Source organism: Pseudomonas sp. GW821-FHT05H12, from assembly GCF_059419385.1.
The window spans coordinates 72,787-93,805 of sequence record NZ_JBWKRS010000008.1 but is presented as its reverse complement, the minus strand read 5'-3'; the positions used below and the strand labels follow the sequence as shown (position 1 = coordinate 93,805).

The window sequence follows — 21,019 nt, the reverse complement described above, 5'->3', positions numbered from 1 at the left end:
TAGGTGGGAGGGGGCTTGCCCCCGATGGCGGTGTATCAGTTAACGATGCTGCAACAGATACATCGCTATCGCGGGCAAGCCCGCTCCCACAGGGTTATGTGTTTATTGTGTGAGTGCAGGGAGCTTTTTAATGCGCGTGATTCTTTTCAGCAGCCAAACCTACGACCGCGACAGCTTTCTCGGCGAGCCATTGTCTGCTGGCGTTGAGCTGCAATTCCAGCCCGCCCGGCTCAACCTCGACACCGTGGCCCTGGCCGAAAAACACGAAGTGGTCTGCGCCTTCATCAACGATGACCTCAGTGCGCCGGTGCTGGAGCAGTTGGCCAAGGGCGGCACGCGCCTGATCGCCTTGCGTTCGGCCGGTTACAACCATGTCGACCTGGCCGTCGCCAAACGCCTGGGCCTGACCGTCGTGCGTGTACCCGCCTACTCGCCCCATGCGGTCGCCGAGCACGCCGTCGCGCTGATCCTGGCCCTCAACCGACGCCTGCACCGCGCCTATAACCGTACCCGCGACGGCGACTTCAGCCTGCACGGCCTGACCGGGTTCGACCTGGTCGGCAAGACCGTCGGCGTGGTCGGCACCGGGCAGATCGGCGCCACGTTTGCCAAAATCATGGCCGGTTTCGGCTGCCAGTTGCTCGCCTACGACCCCTTCCCCAATCCACAGGTCCAGGCCCTGGGCGCCCGCTATGTGAGCCTGCCCGAGCTGCTGGCCGAGGCGCAGATCATCAGCCTGCACTGCCCGCTGACCGCCGAGAGCAAACACTTGATCAATGCCAGCTCCCTGGCGCACATGCAGCCGGGCGCGATGCTGATCAACACCGGTCGTGGCGGCCTGGTGGACACTCCGGCGCTGATCGAAGCGCTGAAAGACGGCCAACTCGGCTACCTGGGGCTGGACGTGTACGAGGAAGAGGCGCAGCTGTTCTTCGAGGACCGCTCCGACCTGCCCCTGCAAGATGACGTACTGGCGCGCCTGCTGACCTTCCCCAACGTGATCATCACCGCCCACCAGGCGTTTCTCACCCGCGAGGCCCTGGCCGCCATCGCCGGCACCACACTGGCCAACATCAGCGCATGGGCCAATGGCCAGCCGCAGAACGTCGTGCACGGATGATCAGCGGTCACATACCAGGCTCATGATGGGCGGGCACCCGTGATAGGATGCCGCGCCTATTTGGAGGATCCATGGCCGAACACGATTTCCGCTTCAGCTTGCTGAGCCCGCAACACACCCTGATCGAATGCCGCGCCCTGGTGCCGGGCCGTTACCAAGTCACCGGCAACGGTGGCGCGATCAAGAACGGCGACGTTCTGATCGTCACCCTGCGCGGCAGTAAAACCCTGTCGATGCGCCTTACCGTCGAAGGTGACGCGCGCTACTCCATCCGCCCGGCGGGTCAATGGGTCGCCATGGCCCAGGGGCCGAAATTCGGCGAACTGGAAATTCACACCTGGAAGGTCAACTGCGACAGCTGCGACAGCGTGCTGGAGTTTGAATTCGCAGTGGAAACCAAGCTGACCAAAGAACCGCTGCAACCGGCGGCCAATGCACGCATCAAGGAATTGGGCTGGGCCAGCGAAGGCGACAAGCACCGCTGCCCGAAATGCCAGCAGGCCGCGCAATGAAAGGCCTGCTTCTGCTCGCCGCCCTCGGTGCAGGCCTTGCCGGCTGTGCCGGGGATGCGGTCAAGCTCAAGCAGGACCACAGCTACGTGGTGGAATGGATCGGTGAGCGGCCGCTGATGGACTACGCGCACCTGACCGTCACCCTGGGCGCCGATGGTCGCGCCTACGGCAACGGCGGCTGCAACCACTGGTTCGCACCCTACACCGTCGATGGCGATAAGCTCAGCTTCGGCAAGATCGGCAGCACCCGCAAGCTCTGCGCCGAGGCCCTGATGGAGCAGGAACACCGCTTCTTCCAGGCCTTGCAAGGTGTGCAGCGCTGGGACATTTCGCCGATCGAGCAGACACGTTTCTGGCCGGCCGATGGCCTGCCGATCCGCCTGTGGCTCGAAGAAGGCTGACCCAACCTCCGATTCGACTGGCTTCTCTGTGGGAGCTGGCTTGCCTGCGATGACATCGCTGCGGCGCACCTGATACACCGCGCCGCCCGTATCGCAGGCAAGCCAGCTCCCACACCAGCCGGCTCCCCGCTGTTTATCCGCGCAGCGCCTTGAGCTTGGCCAGCACCCCTTCCGCCGTCTGCTCACCCATCAATTGCTCGCGCACCTTGCCCTTGTCATCGATGATGTAGGTCACCGGCAACGCCTCGCTGCGCGGGATATCGAAAATCTCTTCCGGGTTCTGCGCCAGCACGGTGAACTTGATCCCCAGCTTCTCGCTGGCGGCCTTGAGTTCTTCACCCTGCACATTGTCGAAGTTGACCCCGAACACCCCCACCTTCTGCGCTTTCAGTTGCTCGGCCAGGGCATTGAGCTCCGGGATTTCCGTGCGGCACGGGCCACACCATTCGGCCCAGTAGTTGACCACCACCCATTGCTTGTCCAGGCGCTCGGCCGCCACTTTCTTGCCATATTGGTCAACGCCGTAATCGTTACCGCAGCCGCTGAGCAGCAGGGTTGTGATGATCGCCAATGCACCGATCAGTCGCCTTGTCATGGGGTAATCCTTCGCAAAAATGAACGTTGGCTGCGACCTATCGCCTCTTACGGTTTAAGGACGGGGCGCAGCCCGGGTAGAATACCCGCCACCTTACGCAAGATGCGACCCGCACATGACCGATCTGACGCTTTATCACAACCCGCGCTGCTCGAAATCCCGCGGTGCGCTGGAACTGCTGGAAGCCCGTGGCCTCACCCCGACCGTGGTGCGCTACCTGGAAACCCCACTGGACGCGGCGCAGTTGAAGGCCCTGCTGGCCAAGCTCGGCCTCAGCGCCCGCCAACTGCTGCGCACCGGCGAAGACGAATACAAAACCCTCAACCTGGCCGACGCCAGCCTCAGCGAGGCGCAACTGATCGCCGCCATCGCCGAGCACCCCAAGTTGATGGAACGCCCGATCCTGGAAACCGCCGATAAAGCCATCATTGGCCGCCCGCCGGAAAACGTGCTGGAGATCCTGCCGTGACGACGCCGTATGTGCTGGTGTTGTATTACAGCCGCAATGGCTCGGTGAGCGAAATGGCCCGCCAGATTGCCCGGGGCATCGAGCAGGCCGGGCTGGAAGCGCGCCTGCGCACCGTGCCAGCGATTTCCGCCGAGTGCGAGGCCGTGGCCCCCAGCATTCCAGACGAAGGCGCGCTGTATGCCAGCCTGGATGACTTGAAAAATTGCTCGGGCCTGGCCCTGGGCAGCCCGACCCGCTTCGGCAATATGGCGGCGCCGCTCAAGTACTTCCTCGACGGCACCAGCAACCTGTGGCTCACCGGCGCCCTTGTCGGCAAGCCGGCCGGGGTGTTCACCTCCACCGCCAGCCTGCACGGCGGCCAGGAAACCACCTTGATGTCGATGCTGCTGCCGCTGCTGCACCACGGCATGTTGATCACCGGCCTGCCCTACAGCGAGCAAGCCTTGCTCGACACCCAGGGCGGCGGCACGCCGTATGGCGCCAGCCACCACTCGGGGCCGGACGGCAAGCGCATGCTCGACCCGCATGAAATCACCCTGTGCCGCGCCCTGGGCCTGCGCCTGGCGAAAACCGCGATCCTGCTGGAGAACGGCCGTGGCCAGGAAGCCTAAGGTCCTGCCGCCCCAGGCGTGGCTGGAGCCACGGGTCAAGGTTGCTCGCGTACTGAGCCTGCTGGCGTTCCTGGGCCTGGTGGGGTTGTTATGCGTGTATTACCTGTTCATCGCCGACCTGCATGGCGCGCGGCCGTGGGTGATCCTGGTGATCGAACTGGTGCCGCTGCTGATCCTCGCACCGGGGATGTTGCTCGGTAGCGCACGCGGGTATTCGTGGATGTGCTTTGTGGTGAATCTGTATTTCATCAAGGGCGCGCTGGCGGCTTATGACCCGAACCGGCAGTGGTTCGGGGTGCTGGAGATGTTGGCGAGCCTGGCGGTGTTTTGTACGGCGTTGTTGTATGTGCGGTGGCGGCATCAGCTCAATCGGCGGCTTGCTGAGCCTGTGGTGGCCTGAAGACCGCTATCGCCGGCAAGCCGGCTCCTACAGGGAAACGCACATTCCGTGTAGGAGCCGGCTTGCCGGCGATAGCCTCACCATGGCCTCAATGATTCACTGTGTAGGCCAGCATCATCGACAACTGGCACATCGGCCGCCCACTCTCGGCATGCCACTGGTTGAACGCCCCCTGCACCGTCGCCAGATCCCGCAAGCTGGTCGGCACCTTGTCGATGATCTTCTGCGCGTTCAACGCCGCCACCACGTCATAACTGGGCACAAAGGTGTCCTTGCCCACCATGCGCAAGAAGCGTGGCGCCGACAACCCGCCCAACTGATGCCCGTGCTTGCTCAGGTACTTCCACAGCCCGACGATATCCGTCACCGGCCAGTCGGCGATAAAGGCACCGAAGCTGCCCTTCTCCTGCTGGATGTCGAGGATCATCTGCGCATTGCGCGGCACGCTCTTGAGCTTGCCCAGGTGGCGGATGATGCTGGTGTCCTGCATCAGTCGCTCCAAATGTTCGGCGCCCATCAACACGACTTTTTCCGGGTCGAAGCCGAAAAACACCTTTTCGAACGCCGGCCACTTGGCATCCACCACGCTGTGCTTGAGCCCCGCGCGAAACACACGCAGCGCCAGTGTGGACAGGTAGCGGTCATCGCTGATCTTGCGCAGTTGCGCCGGGGTGTGGGGTACAGGCAGATGGGCTTCCAGCTCGGCCGCCGAACCAAAACGGTTCAGACAATATTCGTGCAGCCACTTGTAATCGCGCATGCCCTCTCCTGGCAATGGAATTGAAAACGGCGCCCGCGAGCGCCGTGTGTCAGAGCGTTGATTGGGCTCAGAGGTTCACAACATTGACGAAGCGCGAAGCGGCGCTTTCATCAATTTTCAGGCTGGTGAAATCGAACAGGTTGCGGTCAGCCAACTGTGACGGCTGTACGTTCTGCAGGCTGCGGAAAATGCTCTCGGTACGGCCCGGGGTCTTGCGTTCCCAGTCCACCAGCATCTCCTTGACCACCTGGCGCTGCAGGTTCTCCTGGGAGCCGCACAGGTTGCACGGGATGATCGGGAACTGCTTGAGGTCGGAGTAGGCCTGGATGTCCTTCTCGTTGCAATACGCCAGCGGGCGAATCACCACGTTGCGCCCGTCGTCGGCACGCAGCTTGGGCGGCATGGCCTTGAGGGAGCCGTTGAAGAACATATTGAGGAAGAAGGTCTCGACGATGTCGTCGCGGTGATGCCCCAAAGCCATCTTGGTTGCGCCGATTTCGTCGGCGAAGGTGTAGAGCGTGCCACGGCGCAGGCGCGAGCACAGCGAGCAGGTGGTCTTGCCTTCCGGGATCAGTTCCTTGACCACCGAATAGGTGTCTTTCTCGACGATGTGGTACTCCACGCCCAGCTCTTTGAGGTAGGCCGGCAGCACGTGCTCGGGAAAGCCGGGTTGTTTCTGGTCCATGTTGACGGCCACGATCTCGAACTTGATCGGTGCGACCTTCTGCAGGTGCAACAGCACGTCGAGCATGGTGTAGCTGTCTTTGCCGCCGGAGAGGCAGACCATGACCTTGTCGCCGTCCTCGATCATATTGAAATCGGCGACCGCTTCACCGGCCAGGCGACGCAGGCGTTTTTGCAGTTTGTTCTGGTTGACCGTAAGAGTGCCCATGGCGCTTGGATCCGCTAGAGGTGTGTGACGAAAAGCGCAGCATTTTACGCAAAAATACTTCAATGGGCGACGACGATCCAATGTGGGAGCTGGCTTGCCTGCGAAAGCAGTGGGTCAGCCAACTCATCTGTTGCTGACCCGCCGCTTTCGCAGGCAAGCCAGCTCCCACATCGACCGTAGCAATTTAGACAGACCTCACCGCGATTAAGCCCCCTGTTTACAGCGCGATTTGCTCTAAAGCCCTACAGTTTTTCCGGTCATCACTTCCTATACTGCGACTTGAGGTCGCACATATATCCAGACCTTTGTGGCCATTTGGCCCGTGGGCGCTCCGATGGGGGGCGATGGTAATAACGACAGGAGTGACTGGCATGATCCATCACGTCGTGGGGCTTTTTACCCATCCCGACCAGGAATGGCGGGAAATCCGTGGCGATAAAGAAGAAAGCATCAGCCACATGTACCTCACTCACACCCTGATTCTCGCGGCGATCCCCGCCGTATCAGCCTTTATCGGTACCACCCAGGTCGGTTGGGTCATCGGCAGCCGGGCGCCGGTGATGTTGACCCAGGAAAGCGCGTTGTGGATGACCATCATGTCCTACGCGGCCATGCTCGGCGGCGTGGCGGTGATGGGTGCGTTCATCCATTGGATGGCGCGCACCTACGACGCCAACCCCAGCATGGCGCGCTGCGTCGCATTTGCCACCTACACCGCCACGCCCCTGTTCATCGGTGGGCTGGCCGCGCTCTACCCGCATATGTGGCTGGGCATGATCGTGGGCACGGCGGCGATCTGCTACACGGTGTACCTCTTATATGTGGGGCTGCCCACCTTCATGAACATCGACCCGGATGAGGGCTTCCTGTTTTCCAGCTCGGTACTGGCCGTGGGCCTGGTGGTGCTGGTGGCGATCATGGCGTTTACCGTGATCGTGTGGGGCCTGGGCGTGGGGCCGATCTACACCAACTAAGCGCTTTCAAACCGTGAGCAAGGCCACCGTAAGGTGGCTTTGTGCGTTATGCATGACCATTCGGCGCCTGACAGATTCGGAAACACCCAGCTTTGCGGCATACTGGAGGTCTCTGGAGATATGTACAGCATGCCCGAGCAACTCAATACCCGCGTCGAAGATTGTTTCCTGCAAGCCGAATCCTTTTTCAAACGAAGTTTCAAACGCCCCCAGGTCAGCCTCAAGCTGCGGGGCCAGAAGGCCGGTGTCGCGCATTTGCACGAGAACCTGCTGCGTTTCAACCCACAGTTGTACCGTGAAAACACCCAGCACTTCCTCAAGCAGACCGTGGCCCACGAAGTGGCGCACCTGATCGCTCACCAATTGTTTGGCGAGCGCATCCAGCCCCATGGCGAGGAATGGCAATTGATCATGCGCGGGGTCTACGAGCTGCCGCCTGATCGTTGCCACACCTATGAAGTGAAGCGCCGCCAGGTGACCCGCTATATCTACCGCTGCCCGTGTGCGGACAGTGATTTTCCGTTTTCCTCGCAGCGCCATGGTCTGGTGGCCCAGGGGCGGCGGTATTTGTGTCGGCGGTGTCGGCAGACCTTGGTGTTTACCGGGGAAACCCGGGTGGAATAAAGGGCCTCATCGCGGGCAAGCCCGCTCCCACATTTTGACCGCGTCGCCGATCAACTGTGGGAGCTGGCTTGCCTGCGATAGCGCCCGTACAGTCACCCTACAACTTTGGCCTGCCGCAACTCGGCTATCCGCTGAACACTGAACCCTAACTGCGCCAGCACTTCATCGGTGTGCGCTCCCACCACAGCACCGATATGCCGTGGCGGCGGCAAACCCTCGGAAAATTTCAACGGACAGGCCAATTGCGCCTGGGTCGACCCATCCCCCCTCGGCACCTGGCTCACCAGTTGCCGCGCCTTAAGCTGTGGATGCTCCACGGCCTCGCTCAAGCTCAGCACCGGCTCCACGCACGCATCCACCCCGGCGAACAGCTCGCACAGCTCATCAAAGCTGCGCTTCTCAAATTCAACCTGCAGGGTTGCCTTGAGTTTGGGCGACAAGCCCAGCGCCGCCAACTCCGGCCGCCCCAGCGCCTCGCAGAGCTGCTGCATGAACGCCGGTTCCAGGCTGCCCACCGACATCCAGCGCCCATCCCGCGAGCGGTAATAATCGTAAAAACTGCCGCCATTGAGCACATGGCTTTCCCGCGCCGGCTCCACTCCGCACGCCAGGTAGCCCGCGCCGGCCATGGCGTTCAGGCTGAACGAGCAATCAGTCATGCTCACATCCAGGTACTGACCCACCCCGCTCTGTTGCCGGGCGACGACCGCCGCCAGCAACCCCACCACCGCATGCAACGAGCCCCCGCCCACATCCGCCAGCTGCACGCCCAGCGGCACCGGCCCGCTGTCCTCGCGCCCTGTATAGCTGGCCACCCCCGCCAGCGCCAGGTAATTGATATCGTGCCCGGCGCGGTCCTTGTAGGGGCCGGTCTGGCCATAACCGGTGATCGACACATAAATCAGCCCGGGGTTGATCGCCTTCAGCGCCTCATACCCCAGGCCCAGGCGCTCCATCACCCCGGGCCGGAACTGTTCCAAAACAATGTCGTAGTCCTTGACCAGCTCACGCACAATCTCCAACGCCTCGGCCTGCTTGAGGTCCAGCGCCAGGCTGCGTTTGTTGCGATTGAGGTAGGCGTGGCTCGCCGAAGTGCCGAGGTCGTGGGGCGGCAATATCCGCAGCAAGTCCGGGCGTGTCGGCGATTCGATACGCAGCACCTCGGCACCCATGTCCGCCAGCATCAACGACGCAAACGGGCCGGGCAGCAAGGTGGAAAAATCCAGCACTTTGAGGGACGCCAAGGGACCTGACATGGGCACTCCAATTCCGTTTCGGGTGCCCACAGACTAGGCAGCCTTTGGCGCGGCGGCAATCGCCGGAACGGTCAGCGACAGTGACCGTTTTGATCACGACGGGCTTTTTCGTGGCAGCGGCTTTATCATTGGCCCACGTTTGCTGGCAGAGTGTTCCATGAAGTTTGCAATTGCCCTGTTTTCCGCCGCCCATGCGCCCTCCTCGCGCCGCGCCTTGCTGTTTGCCAAGGCCGCGCTGGCGGGCGGGCACGAGATTGTTCGGCTGTTTTTCTATCAGGATGGCGTCTACAGCGCCTCCAATAACATCGTCGCCCCCCAGGATGAGCAAGACATCGCCCGCCAATGGCGCGAATTTGTCAGCGAGCATGGGCTTGATGGTGTGGTGTGCATCGCCGCCGCCCTGCGCCGTGGCGTGCTCAACCAGGAGGAAGCCACGCGTTATCAACGCAGCGCGGTGAACCTGGAAGCGCCCTGGGCGCTCTCCGGCCTGGGGCAGTTGCACGATGCTGCGCAGTCCGCCGACCGCCTGATCTGCTTTGGAGGGCCGTGAGATGTCCAAATCCTTATTGGTGATCAGCCGCCAGGCGCCCTGGTCCGGCCCGAGTGCGCGGGAAGCCCTGGACATCGTGCTGGCCGGTGGCGCCTTCGATCTGCCCATCGGCCTGCTGTTCATGGATGACGGCGTGTTCCAGCTGGCACCGCACCAGAATGCCAAGGCCGTGCAACAGAAGGACCTCAGCGCCAATCTGCAGGCATTGGGGCTGTTCGGCATCGACGATGTATTTGTTTGCCGTCACAGCATGGCCGTGCGGGGCTTGACGCCACCCACCGAGGCGCAACCGTTGAGCAACGAAGCCATTTCCGAATTGATTGACCGTTACGACCAGGTGATTACCCTCTGATGTCGACTCTACACGTGGTGTCTCACTCGCCGTTTTCCGATAGCCGCCTCGACAGCTGCCTGCGTATCTGCGGCGCTGAGGACGCAATCCTGCTGTGCGGCGACGGCGCCTACGGGCTCCATGCCCCCGCCCTGCACACCAAGGGCGTGAAGGTGTTTGTGCTGGCCGAAGATATGCAGGCACGTAACCTGCCCCTGCCGGACTGGGCCGACAGCGTCGACTACCCGGGTTTCGTACAACTGTCGCTCGACTACGACAAGGTCAACACTTGGCTATGAACACCCTGACCGTAGGCGAACGCAGCCTTGAGCTGGACAAGGACGGCTACCTCGTCGACCTCAACCAATGGTCTGCCGACGTGGCCAACGCTCTCGCTGCCATTGAAGCGCTGGAGCTGACCCCGGCCCACTGGGAAATCCTCGAATTGCTGCGCGGTTTCTATGCCGAGTTCCAGCTGTCCCCGGCCACGCGCCCACTGATTAAGTACACCGCCTTGAAGCTCGGTGCGGAAAAGGGCAACAGCCTGCACCTCAACAAACTCTTCAACGGCACTCCCGCCAAACTCGCCGCCAAGCTGGCGGGCCTGCCCAGGCCGACGAATTGCTTATGACCGACTTTGCCCCGCTGACCCTCCAAACTCCTGCCGAACACCCGTTTGCGCAGTTCGTGCGCATCCTGGGCAAAGGCAAGCGCGGCGCGCGCAACCTCACCCGCGAGGAAGCCCGCGAAGCCATGGGCATGCTGCTCGACGAAAAAGTCGAAGACACCCAGCTCGGCGCCTTCCTGATGCTGCTGCGCCACAAGGAAGAAAGCCCGGAAGAACTCGCCGGCTTCACCGAAGCCGTGCGCGAACGGCTCGACGCCCCGGCGTTGAACGTGGATGTCGACTGGCCGACCTACGCTGGCAAGAAGCGCCACCTGCCGTGGTACCTGCTGGCGGCCAAGTGCCTGGCACAGAACGGCGTGCGCATCCTCATGCACGGCGGCGGCGCCCACACGGCCGGTCGGCTGTATACCGAACAATTGCTGGAAGGTTTACAGATCCCGCTGTGCCGCAACTGGCAGCAGGTCGAGGCCGCCTATGCGCAAGGCAACCTGGCGTTTATTCCGCTGGGCGACTGGGCGCCGCAACTGCAACGCATGATTGACCTGCGCAACACCCTGGGCCTGCGCTCGCCGATCCACTCCCTGGCGCGCCTGCTCAACCCGCTGAATGCGCGCCTGGGCCTGCAAAGCATCTTCCACCCGGGCTATCAGGGCGTGCACCGCGATGCCAGCGGCTTGCTGGGCGATAACGTGATTGTGGTGAAAGGTGATGGCGGCGAGATCGAGATCAACCCCGACTCCGCCAGCCACCTGTACGGCACCACCGACGGCGAAAGCTGGGACGAGGAATGGCCTGCCCTCTCCGCCCAGCGCCACGTCAAACCTGCCACGCTGGAACCCGAACACCTCAAGGCCCTGTGGCGTGGCGATGTCGAAGACAGCTACCCGCAACTGGCGCTGATCGCCACCATGGCCCTGGCCTTGCGCGGCCTCGGCCACACGCGGGAACAGGCGTTCGTGCTGGCCCAGCAGTACTGGGACGCGCGGGACAAATCGATTTAATCGATTATTCACGCCCGGTCTTTGCGCTTTTAAATCGAACTTAGCCCTTTAGACTGGCCTCCAACGCTTATTAGCCGAGGAGCCAGTCATGGGCTTGCTGATCGAAGGACACTGGAAAGACCAGTGGTACGAAAGTAGCGCCGATGGCGCATTCCAACGGGAACAGGCACAACGCCGGAGCTGGGTCACTGCCGACGGCGCGCCCGGCCCGAGCGGCGAAGGTGGCTTCAAGGCCGAGGCCGGCCGCTATCACCTGTATGTGTCCCTGGCCTGCCCCTGGGCCCATCGCACCCTGATCCTGCGCAAGCTCAAGGGCCTGGAAGACTTGATCGACGTGTCGGTGGTCAGTTGGTTGATGCTGGAGAATGGCTGGACCTTCGACAAGGCCCACGGCTCCACCGGCGACAGGCTGGATGGTTTCGACTTCATGCACCAACGCTACACCGCCGATACCGCCGACTACACCGGCCGCGTCACCGTGCCCGTGCTGTGGGACAAGAAGCTTAAGCGCATCGTGAGCAATGAGTCAGCGGAGATCATCCGCATGTTCAACAGCGCCTTCAACGGGCTGACCGGCAACACCCTCGACTTCTACCCCGAGGCCCTGCGCCCGACCATCGACGCCCTGAACGAGCGCATCTATCCCGCTGTGAACAACGGCGTGTACCGCGCAGGCTTCGCCACGTCGCAGCAGGCGTACGAAAGTGCGTTTGATGATGTGTTTGCCGAGCTGGATTATCTGGAGCAACACCTGAGCGATCATCGCTACCTGGCCGGTGAATACCTGACCGAAGCCGATGTGCGCCTGTTCACCACGCTGATTCGCTTTGATGCGGTGTACTACGGGCACTTCAAATGCAACCTGCGCAGGATTGCAGATTATCCGAACCTGTCGAACTGGCTAAGGGAAATGTATCAGTGGCCGGGGGTGGCCGAGACGGTGGATTTTGCGCACATCAAGGGGCATTACTACGCGAGCCATCGCACGATCAATCCGACGGGGATTGTGCCCAAGGGCCCGTTGCAATCGTTCGATACCCAGCACAACCGCGAACGATTGATTGCCAAAGGCGTGCGGAGCTGATCCGGAATTTTGGATGGCTTTGACGGCCTCATCGCGGGCAAGCCCGCTCCCACATTGGAATGCGATCCCCTGTGGGAGCGGGCTTGCCCGCGATGCGTTTACGCCTTAGATTTGAGACTGAGCGCCTTCGAACCATTTGAGCTTTTCGCGAAGCACCACCACCTCGCCGACGATCACCAGTGTCGGGGCATGCACTTCATGCTCCGCCACCATGCGCGGCAAGTCGGCCAGGGTGCCGGTGAACACGCGCTGGTTGGACGTGGTGCCCTGCTGGATCAACGCCGCAGGCGTATCCGCCGCGCGACCATGCTTGATCAGCTGTTCACAGATGATCGGCAGACCGATCAGGCCCATGTAGAACACCAGGGTCTGCGAGGGGCCGACAAGGTCATGCCAAGGCAGATCCGACGTACCGTCCTTCAAATGCCCGGTGATGAACCGCACCGACTGCGCATAATCGCGATGGGTCAGCGGGATCCCGGCATACGCCGCGCAACCGCTGGCCGCCGTGATCCCCGGCACCACCTGGAACGGGATGCCATGGGCGGCCAATTCCTCGATTTCTTCGCCACCACGCCCAAAGATGAACGGATCGCCGCCCTTGAGGCGCAGTACGCGCTTGCCTTGCTTGGCCAGGTCGACCAATTGCTGGTTGATCTGGTCTTGCGGCACAGCGTGATCGGCGCGGCGCTTGCCGACGTACACACGTTCAGCGTCGCGGCGGCACAGTTCAAGAATCGCCGGAGCGACCAGGCGGTCGTACAGCACCACGTCAGCCTGCTGCATCAGGCGCAAGGCGCGGAAGGTCAGCAGGTCCGGGTCGCCGGGGCCAGCGCCCACCAAGTAGACCTCACCTGGCGCGTCTGGCGGTGCGCCATTGACCTTCTCGATCAACAGGCGCTCGGCCTCGGCGCCCTGCCCGGCGAGCTGGCGGTCGGCAATCGGGCCCTGGAAGACGTCTTCCCAGAATGCGCGACGTTGCTGCACATCCGGGTACAAACTCTTTACCTGGGCACGAAAACGCGCCGCCAACCCGGCCAGTTGGCCATAGGTGGACGGAATCCAGGTTTCCAGCTTGGCGCGGATCAAGCGTGCCAGCACCGGCGCATCGCCGCCGCTGGACACCGCTATCACCAAGGGTGAACGGTCGACAATTGCCGGGAAGATCACGCTGCACAAGGCTGGCGCGTCCACCACATTGACCGGCACGCAACGACGCTTGGCATCACTGGACACTTGCGCGTTCAGTGGCTCATCGTCGGTGGCGGCGATGATCAGGGTGCACCCGTTGAGGTCGGCCTCCTGATAACCGCGCAAAATCAGTTCCCCGCCACTGCCCAGCACCAGCTCGTTGAGCTGGCTTTCGATCTGGGGAGCAACCACCCGCAGCAACGCACCGGCGTCGGCCAGCAGCCGGGATTTGCGCAAGGCAATCTCCCCGCCACCGACGACCAACACACGACTGCCGCGCAGGTTATGAAACAGCGGCAGAAATTCCATTTAGCGGATGACCTCGACGCCCGCCATGTACGGCTTGAGCACGTCCGGTACGCGGATCGAGCCGTCAGCCTGCTGGTAGTTTTCCAACACGGCTACCAGCGTACGGCCTACGGCCAGGCCGGAACCGTTGAGGGTGTGCACCAGCTCCGGCTTGCCGGTTTCCGGGTTACGGAAACGCGCCTGCATACGACGCGCCTGGAAATCACCGCAGTTGGAGCACGACGAAATCTCGCGGTACTTGTCCTGGCTCGGCACCCACACCTCGAGGTCGTAGGTCTTCACGGCGCTGAAACCCATGTCGCCGGTGCACAGTGCGAGCACGCGGTACGGCAGCTCCAGCAGTTGCAGGACGCGTTCGGCGTTGGCGGTCAGGCCTTCCAGGGCTTCCATCGACTTCGACGGCTCGACCACTTGCACCATCTCGACCTTGTCGAACTGGTGCTGGCGGATCATGCCGCGGGTGTCACGGCCCGAGGCACCGGCTTCGCTGCGGAAGCATGGGCTGTGCGCCACAAATTTCAGAGGCAGTTGCTTGGCGTCGAGAATCTCGCCGGACACGATGTTGGTCAGCGACACTTCGGCCGTCGGGATCAGGTACAGGTCGGCTTCGCCGTCGCGACTGATCTTGAACAGGTCTTCTTCGAATTTCGGCAACTGGCTGGTGCCCACCAGCGCCGGCGCCTGCACCAGGTAAGGGGTGTAGGCCTCTTCGTAACCGTGTTCGGCGGTGTGCAGGTTGATCATGAACTGCGCCAGGGCACGGTGCATGCGGGCGATCGGGCCACGCAGCAAGGCAAAGCGTGCGCCGGACATTTTCGCAGCGGTTTCAAAGTCCAGGCCGCCGGTCAATTCGCCCAGGGCAACGTGGTCCTTGATCTCAAAATCAAAGGCTTTTGGCGTGCCCCAACGGCGCACTTCGACGTTGCCGTCTTCGTCTTCGCCAATCGGCACGGATTCGTGGGGCACGTTGGGAATGCCCAGCAGGATCGAGTCCAGCTCGGTCTGGATCTTGTCCAGCTCGACCTTGCCTTCGGACAGCTCGGTGCCCATGCGCTCGACATCCGCCATCAACGGCGCGATGTCTTCGCCGCGCTGCTTGGCCTGACCGATGGATTTGGAACGCGCATTACGCTCAGCCTGCAGTGCTTCGGTGCGGGTCTGGACGGTCTTGCGCTGTTCTTCCAGCGCTTCGATGCGCGCGACATCCAAGGCAAAGCCACGGGATGCCAGGCGGTCCGCTACGTCCTGAAGGTTGCTACGTAACAGTTTGGAATCGAGCATGTCGGTCTCTCGTTTATCAAAGTTTGGTCAAGGACAGGCCGGCCCAGGTGGCGAGCAGCCCGCCGAACACGCTGATGCCCAGGTAACCGAAGGCTACCAGGGCCTGCCCGCTTTCCAGCAGGCGCAGCGTATCCAGTGAAAAGGATGAAAAGGTCGTCAGACCGCCTACAAAGCCGACAATCAAGCCGGCGCGAATTTCAATCGGTACTTCCGGGCGCAACAGGAACCAGCCGTACAACAGCCCGATGATCAGGCAGCCCACCAGGTTGACCGCCAGGGTCGCCGCATAAAAATGCTTCGGCCAATTGGCGCTGACCCAAGTGCCAGCGGCGAAACGCAATAATGTACCAGCGATGCCGGCTACGGACACGGCAAGAATCGTCTTGAGCACTACTTTCTCCGCTGCCGGGGGCTGAGTCGATCCAGTTGCGCGAGGTGATTGAGCTTTTCGCCGATCTTCAGCTCCAGGCCACGGGGCACCGGCTGATAGAGCGCCAGCGGCTCAAGCTCATCGGGGAAGTAGTCTTCACCGGCCGCATAGGCGTCCGGCTCATCGTGGGCATAGCGGTATTCATCGCCATAACCCAGTTGTTTCATCAGCTTGGTCGGCGCATTGCGCAGGTGCATCGGCACCTCAAGGGAGCCGTATTCAGCGGCAGCGCGCAACGCCGACTTGAAGCCCAAGTACACCGCGTTGCTTTTTGGCGCGCAGGCCAGGTAGGTAATGGCCTGGGCCACCGCCAGCTCGCCTTCCGGACTGCCGAGGCGCTCCTGCACATCCCACGCGGCGAGGCACAGGCTCAGCGCACGCGGGTCGGCATTGCCGATGTCTTCGCTGGCCATGCGCACTACACGGCGCGCCAGGTAGAGCGGGTCGCAGCCACCGTCGATCATGCGCGCAAACCAGTACAGCGCACCGTCGGGGTTGGAGCCACGCACGGATTTGTGCAGCGCCGAAATCTGATCGTAGAAGGCTTCGCCGCCCTTGTCGAAACGACGACGGGTATCACCGAGCAGGCTTTGCAGCAGGTCGACCCCAATCTCACTGCCGTCTTCTGCCAGGTCGGAAGCATTCTCCACCAGGTTGAGAAAGCGGCGGCCGTCACCATCGGCGGCGGTGAGCAATATCTTGAAGCCCTCTTCGCTCACGCTGAGCTGGCGCTTGCCCAGCCCCTTGTCTTCGCTCAATGCGCGATGCAGCAGCTTTCGCATCGCCGCCTCGTCCAGGCTTTTGAGTACGTAGACCCGCGCCCGCGAGAGCAAGGCGTTGTTCAATTCGAACGAAGGGTTTTCGGTGGTCGCGCCGATGAAGATCAGCGTGCCGTCTTCAACGTAAGGCAGGAACGCATCCTGCTGCGACTTGTTGAAGCGATGCACTTCGTCGACGAACAGGATGGTGCGCTTGCCGTACTGCCCGGCCTGTTGCTTGGCCACATCCACCGCCTGGCGGATCTCCTTGACCCCGGCGAGCACCGCCGAGACCGTTTCGAAGTGCGCATCCGAGACCTTTGCCAGCAGCCGCGCCAGGGTGGTTTTACCCACGCCTGGCGGCCCCCAGAAAATCATCGAGTGCAGCGCACCCTGCTCCAGGGCTTCGCGCAATGGCTTGCCACGGGCGAGCAGGTGTTCCTGGCCGACGTACTCATCCAGGTTGGTCGAGCGCAGGCGCGCGGCCAAAGGTTGAGCAATCGGGTCACTTCGAAACAAATCCATGGGCAGCGTTTGAAACCTCTGGGCAGATTATTCCTGGATCACGTCGGCACCCTTGGGGATGTCGAACTTGAACTTGGACGCCGGCACCGGCTCGTTGGCCTTGACCCCGGAGAACAGGATATCGGTGCGCTGGCCGACGCTGTCGATCAGGCGCATGTTGTTGATCACACCGTTACCAAATGACAGGTTCAGGCTGTCGAACAGCGTGTCCTTGGACTTGGGCTTGAGAGTGAACTCGATCACGTTGCTGGTTTGCTTGGAGGTGATCTCGAAGCTGTCGTTGATCTTCGACACATCACCGGACAACAGCAAGGCCGGGGTCTGGTTCAGGCGCGGGTCGAGCTTCTTGATAGTCGCCTGTTCCAGGTCCGGGTCCCACAGGGTGACTTTCTGGCCGTCGGAGACGATGGTCTGCTCGGACTTGCCCTCGGTGTGCCAGTAGAACAGCCCTGGGCGCTGCACGGCCATTTCGCCTTCGGTCTGCTGCAGCTGGGTGCCGCCGGCATCCAGGGTCAGCTGCGAAAAACGCGCGGTCAGGGTCTTGGATTTGTCCAACAGGTTGGTCAGGCTGGCGACGGAAGCCGGGTCGGCATGGGCCGAAACAGCGGTCAGGGCCAGGGCCGGCAACAACAGCATGCGGATAAGACGCATGGGAGTCCTCATTGAATGGTCAGGGCGCGCCGCGTGCTGCCACGCGGCGCGGGATCAGTCGCGCATCTGCCCGGGGGCAATGACTTCGCGCGAGCCGTTGGTGTTCATTGCGGTGACGACGCCGGCCATTTCCATGGCTTCGATCATGCGGGCGGCGCGGTTGTAGCCGATCTTCAGTTTGCGCTGTACCGCAGAGATCGAGGCACGACGGCTTTCCAGCACAAACGCCACGGCTTCGTCATACAGGGCATCGGTTTCGGCATCGTCTTCACCGCCACCGCCGCCGTTTTCAAAGCCGCTGCCGGCCTCTTCGACGCCGTTGAGGATGTCGTCGTTGTATTCCGGCGCGCCACGCAGCTTCCAGGCTTCCACCACGCGGTGTACTTCATCGTCGGACACGAACGCGCCGTGAACCCGAATCGGCAGGCTGGTGCCGGGCGGCATGTAGAGCATGTCACCGTGGCCCAGCAATTGTTCGGCGCCACCCTGGTCGATGATGGTCCGCGAGTCGATCTTGCTCGACACCTGGAACGCCATGCGCGTCGGGATGTTGGCCTTGATCAGGCCGGTGATCACGTCCACCGATGGCCGCTGGGTGGCGAGAATCAGGTGGATACCGGCCGCACGGGCCTTCTGGGCGATACGTGCGATGAGCTCTTCAACCTTCTTGCCGACGATCATCATCATGTCGGCAAATTCGTCGACCACCACCACGATGGTCGGCAGCTTGGTCAGTTTCGGCGCTTCGTCGTGGATGCTTTCACGCTTGTACAACGGGTCATCGATGGTCTCGCCGCGCTCGTGGGCTTCCTTGATCTTGGCGTTGAAGCCCGACAGGTTACGCACGCCCATCTTCGCCATCAGCTTGTAGCGACGCTCCATCTCGGCGACGCTCCAACGCAGGGCGTTGGCGGCGTCCTTCATGTCGGTGACCACCGGGCACAGCAGGTGCGGAATGCCTTCGTAGATCGACAGTTCCAGCATCTTCGGGTCGATCATGATCAGCTTGGCGTCTTCCGGGCCGGACTTGAACAGGATCGACAGGATCATCGCGTTCACACCCACCGACTTACCGGAACCGGTGGTACCGGCCACCAGCAGGTGAGGCATTTTCGCCAGGTCAGTGATCACCGGCTTGCCGCCGATGTCGTGGCCCAGGGCCAGGGTGACCGGCGACTTGAAGTTGTCGTATTCAGGCGTCGAGAGCACTTCGGAGAAGCGCACGATCTGGCGGTCTTCGTTGGGAATCTCGATACCCACGGTGGTCTTGCCGGGAATCACTTCCACCACACGCACGCTGGTCACGGCCAGGGAGCGAGCCAAGTCCTTTGCCAGGTTGGCGATACGGCTGACCTTCACGCCAGCGGCAGGCTGGATTTCGTAGCGGGTAATCACGGGGCCGGGATGGATCGAGTCCACCGACACTTCGACGCCAAACTCCTTGAGCTTGATTTCCAGCAGGTGGCCGACAGCCGCCAGGGATTCCGGGGAATAGTTGAGTTGTTTCTTTTCGGCCGGGTCGAGGATCGAGATCGGCGGCAAGGTGCCTTCGACGGCGCTGTCGACGAACAACGGCGCCTGCTTCTCTTTCTGCACGCGATGGCTCGGCTCGGGGGCCTTGGGCGGCGCAGGGGCGATAACGGGCGGTACCTGTTTCTCGCGGTCCGACATGTGCTTGCTCAGGGCCTGCTCGCGCTCGATAAGGCGCTCCTTGACCTTGGCCTGCTCGCGACGGTCCGGCGTGCTCGGGGCGACGACCTCGTTGACGCGGGTGTCGACCTCACGCAGCTGGGCCACCATGCGCTTGCGGTCTACCCGGGCGGCCCACCAGCGATTGGCGGCGCCCTGGAACAGCTCCAGCAGGTCGAGGGTGATCTTGCCGGTCACGTCCATCACCTTGAACCATGACAGGTCGGTGAACACCGTGAGGCCGAACAGGAACAGCGCGATGAACATCAGGGTGCTGCCCTGGATATTCAGGGTCCTGCGCGCCAGGTCGCCGAGGCTTTCGCCCAGCGCACCGCCAGCGCCCGCCGGCAGGCCGGTGGGTGCATGAAAATGGATATGGGCCAGCGCCGCGCCGGACAGCACCAGGAACACCAGGCCGATCAGGCGCCAGGAGAACAGCCAGCCGCTCCACTGCCACGGCTCATGGCGCTGACGGAAGATCTGCCAGGTCTTGATCGCCAGCAACAAGGGGAAGATGTACGCAAAGTAACCCAGCACCATGAACAGGATATCGGCGCTGTAGGAACCGGCAGGCCCGCCGAAGTTCTGCACGTCTTCGATCTTGCTGTTGTGGCTCCAGCCCGGATCGTCCTTGCCATAGGTGAGCAAGGCCATCATCAGGAACAGGCACAGCGCGCCGATTGCGATCAGCGCACCTTCCTTGAGTCGATAATGCAGGTGCTGGCGCCAGGCCGGCACGACTGCTGCTTTGGGTGTTGCGGCGGATTTCTTCAAAACGGGTCTATTCCTGCGCCATTAGCGCGTCCATCTGTTGAATGACTGCACATGACTGCCCAATCCGAGCAGCTGAAAAATGAACGAATGTCGTTGAATCTACTTTTAACACCGGATAACGGCTAGGTGAAATGGCGATAACGCCACAATGGCCGCATTGTACGGGTTTGTGCCACCGATGCCACGCCCTTGCCCCCTACCCATCAGCATAGACAATTGAGTTGTCATAACGCGGTCAATTTGAGCATGCATTGTCTTTGCTGACAAAGGCTTATGAGCTGTTTTTGCCAATCCGGAGCAGCTTGGCAAATGGCCTGCATGGCCCAGACCCGATTACGACCGCGACAGCGACCCAGAGTTGCAGAAACACCCGCTCACGCTAATCCGTGCCGACACCCGATTCGGGCTGGCCCCACAGCGCTGCGTCGACAATAATCAGCACTCGTGCGGCAGGTGCCCTACCTGCCACTCCCCTCCCCTTCCGTAAGCCTGGATGCCATGCTGACCTGGTTGCAACGCGACTCCCTGACTTTCCCGCCGCTGGCCAAGGCCATGCGCGAACCCAATGGCCTGCTGGCCGCCGGTGGCGACCTGTCGGCCGAGCGACTGATCCAGGCCTACCGGCATGGCTGCTTTCCGTGGTTTTCGGAGGGCCAGCCGATCCTCTGGTGGTCGCCAGACCCGCGCACCGTGATCTTCCCCGACGAGTTGCACGTCTCGCGCAGCCTTGCAAAATTGCTGCGCCAGCAGCGCTATACCGTGACCTTCGACCAGGACTTCGCCGCTGTCATCCAGGCCTGCGCCGCCCCCCGCGCCTACGCTGACAGCACGTGGATCACTGAAGGTATCCAGAGCGCCTACCTGGAGCTGCACCACCGTGGCTACGCGCATTCCGTGGAAGTGTGGGATGCGGGCCAACTGGTGGGCGGCCTGTACGGCCTGGCGATGGGGCAACTGTTCTTTGGCGAATCCATGTTCAGTCGCGCCGACAACGCCTCGAAGTTCGGCTTTGCCACGCTCACCCGGCAACTGCAGGCCTGGGGTTTCGTCCTGATCGACTGCCAGATGCCCAATGATCACCTGCACAGCCTCGGCGCCCGGGCCATACCGCGTGACGTATTTGCCGGCTTCCTGCGCGACCACCTGGACCAAACCAGCTCTGGACCGTGGGTTTCCTAGGCGACTTGCGCGCACCTGGCTTAC

General features: G+C 62.1%; 25 protein-coding genes. 15 read left to right on the top strand and 10 right to left on the bottom strand.

All coding sequences use genetic code 11. The features are described 5' to 3' along the window. Window positions 1-130: 130 nt before the first annotated feature. The 3 genes from AC07SU_RS09415 (at window position 131) to AC07SU_RS09405 (ending at window position 2,033) form a co-directional block, all read left to right on the top strand. A complete protein-coding gene (locus AC07SU_RS09415; RefSeq protein ID WP_494996883.1) occupies window positions 131-1,120 on the top strand; it encodes a 2-hydroxyacid dehydrogenase in 990 nt (329 codons plus the stop codon). 71 nt (window positions 1,121-1,191) lie between these two features. After that, entirely contained in the window at window positions 1,192-1,632 is a 441-nt protein-coding gene (locus AC07SU_RS09410; RefSeq protein WP_176995507.1) for a hypothetical protein, read from the top strand. Continuing rightward, window positions 1,629-2,033, top strand: coding sequence for an META domain-containing protein (locus tag AC07SU_RS09405; protein ID WP_176995506.1), 405 nt, complete (start codon window positions 1,629-1,631; stop codon window positions 2,031-2,033). Before AC07SU_RS09410 ends, AC07SU_RS09405 begins: the two co-directional genes overlap by 4 nt. A gap of 133 nt (window positions 2,034-2,166) precedes the next feature. Here the strand turns inward: AC07SU_RS09405 and AC07SU_RS09400 are convergent, their stop codons facing one another. Further along, entirely contained in the window at window positions 2,167-2,628 is a 462-nt protein-coding gene (locus AC07SU_RS09400) for a TlpA disulfide reductase family protein (protein WP_176995505.1), read from the bottom strand. Between the two features lie 115 nt (window positions 2,629-2,743). Here AC07SU_RS09400 and arsC point away from each other — a divergent pair, with 115 nt between their 5' ends. From arsC to AC07SU_RS09385, 3 genes are read left to right on the top strand one after another with little or no spacing between them, the layout of a single operon-like run. After that, window positions 2,744-3,097, top strand: coding sequence for an arsenate reductase (glutaredoxin) (gene arsC, locus AC07SU_RS09395; protein WP_176995504.1), 354 nt, complete (start codon window positions 2,744-2,746; stop codon window positions 3,095-3,097). Next, window positions 3,094-3,708: an NAD(P)H:quinone oxidoreductase gene (gene wrbA / locus AC07SU_RS09390; RefSeq protein WP_494996882.1), complete on the top strand. Its 615-nt coding sequence runs from the start codon at window positions 3,094-3,096 to the stop codon at window positions 3,706-3,708. The genes arsC and wrbA overlap by 4 nt, the downstream gene beginning before the upstream one ends. Continuing rightward, complete coding sequence (locus AC07SU_RS09385) at window positions 3,692-4,108, top strand: DUF2069 domain-containing protein (protein WP_494996881.1); 417 nt, start codon at window positions 3,692-3,694, stop codon at window positions 4,106-4,108. Before wrbA ends, AC07SU_RS09385 begins: the two co-directional genes overlap by 17 nt. An 88-nt stretch (window positions 4,109-4,196) precedes the next feature. Here the strand turns inward: AC07SU_RS09385 and AC07SU_RS09380 are convergent, their stop codons facing one another. Together AC07SU_RS09380 and ttcA are read right to left on the bottom strand one after the other, a co-directional pair. After that, window positions 4,197-4,868: a DNA-3-methyladenine glycosylase I gene (locus tag AC07SU_RS09380; protein ID WP_176995501.1), complete on the bottom strand. Its 672-nt coding sequence runs from the start codon at window positions 4,866-4,868 to the stop codon at window positions 4,197-4,199. 67 nt (window positions 4,869-4,935) lie between these two features. Then, window positions 4,936-5,760 carry a tRNA 2-thiocytidine(32) synthetase TtcA gene (ttcA, locus tag AC07SU_RS09375; protein WP_135291985.1) on the bottom strand — a complete coding sequence of 275 codons (825 nt, stop codon included), beginning with the start codon at window positions 5,758-5,760 and terminating at the stop codon, window positions 4,936-4,938. Between the two features lie 371 nt (window positions 5,761-6,131). Between ttcA and AC07SU_RS09370 the strand changes: the two genes are divergently transcribed. Both AC07SU_RS09370 and AC07SU_RS09365 read left to right on the top strand, forming a co-directional pair. Further along, entirely contained in the window at window positions 6,132-6,734 is a 603-nt protein-coding gene (locus AC07SU_RS09370) for a Yip1 family protein (RefSeq protein ID WP_494996880.1), read from the top strand. 129 nt (window positions 6,735-6,863) lie between these two features. Further along, window positions 6,864-7,358 (top strand): SprT family zinc-dependent metalloprotease, encoded by a 495-nt coding sequence (locus AC07SU_RS09365; RefSeq protein ID WP_176995498.1) that lies wholly within the window; start codon window positions 6,864-6,866, stop codon window positions 7,356-7,358. Between the two features lie 92 nt (window positions 7,359-7,450). Here AC07SU_RS09365 and AC07SU_RS09360 read toward each other — a convergent pair whose 3' ends face one another. Then, window positions 7,451-8,614: a CaiB/BaiF CoA transferase family protein gene (locus AC07SU_RS09360; protein WP_494996879.1), complete on the bottom strand. Its 1,164-nt coding sequence runs from the start codon at window positions 8,612-8,614 to the stop codon at window positions 7,451-7,453. Window positions 8,615-8,771: 157 nt separating this feature from the next. On the opposite strand from AC07SU_RS09360, the gene tusD reads away from it, so the two are divergent. The 6 genes from tusD (at window position 8,772) to AC07SU_RS09330 (ending at window position 12,208) form a co-directional block, all read left to right on the top strand. After that, the gene (gene tusD / locus AC07SU_RS09355) at window positions 8,772-9,164 is read left to right on the top strand and encodes a sulfurtransferase complex subunit TusD (protein WP_494996878.1); all 393 of its coding nucleotides are present in this window, start codon (window positions 8,772-8,774) and stop codon (window positions 9,162-9,164) included. Window position 9,165: 1 nt separating this feature from the next. Continuing rightward, the gene (gene tusC, locus AC07SU_RS09350; protein ID WP_178918781.1) at window positions 9,166-9,516 is read left to right on the top strand and encodes a sulfurtransferase complex subunit TusC; all 351 of its coding nucleotides are present in this window, start codon (window positions 9,166-9,168) and stop codon (window positions 9,514-9,516) included. Continuing rightward, entirely contained in the window at window positions 9,516-9,794 is a 279-nt protein-coding gene (gene tusB, locus AC07SU_RS09345) for a sulfurtransferase complex subunit TusB (RefSeq protein WP_494996877.1), read from the top strand. Before tusC ends, tusB begins: the two co-directional genes overlap by 1 nt. After that, window positions 9,791-10,126, top strand: a complete 336-nt coding sequence (locus tag AC07SU_RS09340) for a TusE/DsrC/DsvC family sulfur relay protein (protein ID WP_494996876.1) — start codon at window positions 9,791-9,793, stop codon at window positions 10,124-10,126. Before tusB ends, AC07SU_RS09340 begins: the two co-directional genes overlap by 4 nt. Further along, the gene (locus AC07SU_RS09335; protein WP_494996875.1) at window positions 10,123-11,124 is read left to right on the top strand and encodes a glycosyl transferase family protein; all 1,002 of its coding nucleotides are present in this window, start codon (window positions 10,123-10,125) and stop codon (window positions 11,122-11,124) included. Before AC07SU_RS09340 ends, AC07SU_RS09335 begins: the two co-directional genes overlap by 4 nt. A gap of 88 nt (window positions 11,125-11,212) precedes the next feature. Then, on the top strand, window positions 11,213-12,208 hold the full coding sequence (locus tag AC07SU_RS09330) for a glutathione S-transferase family protein (protein WP_494996874.1): 996 nt from the start codon (window positions 11,213-11,215) through the stop codon (window positions 12,206-12,208). A gap of 105 nt (window positions 12,209-12,313) precedes the next feature. Here the strand turns inward: AC07SU_RS09330 and cysG are convergent, their stop codons facing one another. The 6 genes from cysG to AC07SU_RS09300 are packed head-to-tail and all read right to left on the bottom strand — an operon-like array spanning window position 12,314 to window position 19,816. After that, window positions 12,314-13,708, bottom strand: a complete 1,395-nt coding sequence (gene cysG / locus AC07SU_RS09325) for a siroheme synthase CysG (RefSeq protein ID WP_176995490.1) — start codon at window positions 13,706-13,708, stop codon at window positions 12,314-12,316. Continuing rightward, on the bottom strand, window positions 13,709-14,989 hold the full coding sequence (gene serS, locus AC07SU_RS09320) for a serine--tRNA ligase (RefSeq protein WP_176995489.1): 1,281 nt from the start codon (window positions 14,987-14,989) through the stop codon (window positions 13,709-13,711). A 16-nt stretch (window positions 14,990-15,005) separates the two neighbouring features. Next, complete coding sequence (crcB, locus tag AC07SU_RS09315; protein WP_124417846.1) at window positions 15,006-15,380, bottom strand: fluoride efflux transporter CrcB; 375 nt, start codon at window positions 15,378-15,380, stop codon at window positions 15,006-15,008. Next, window positions 15,380-16,702, bottom strand: coding sequence for a replication-associated recombination protein A (locus AC07SU_RS09310; RefSeq protein WP_494996873.1), 1,323 nt, complete (start codon window positions 16,700-16,702; stop codon window positions 15,380-15,382). Before AC07SU_RS09310 ends, crcB begins: the two co-directional genes overlap by 1 nt. Before the next feature lie 27 nt (window positions 16,703-16,729). After that, window positions 16,730-17,353, bottom strand: a complete 624-nt coding sequence (gene lolA, locus AC07SU_RS09305; RefSeq protein ID WP_176995486.1) for an outer membrane lipoprotein periplasmic chaperone LolA — start codon at window positions 17,351-17,353, stop codon at window positions 16,730-16,732. Window positions 17,354-17,407: 54 nt separating this feature from the next. After that, a complete protein-coding gene (locus AC07SU_RS09300) occupies window positions 17,408-19,816 on the bottom strand; it encodes a DNA translocase FtsK (protein WP_176995485.1) in 2,409 nt (802 codons plus the stop codon). A gap of 498 nt (window positions 19,817-20,314) precedes the next feature. Here AC07SU_RS09300 and aat point away from each other — a divergent pair, with 498 nt between their 5' ends. Continuing rightward, entirely contained in the window at window positions 20,315-20,995 is a 681-nt protein-coding gene (aat, locus tag AC07SU_RS09295; RefSeq protein WP_494996872.1) for a leucyl/phenylalanyl-tRNA--protein transferase, read from the top strand. Window positions 20,996-21,019 lie beyond the last annotated feature (24 nt).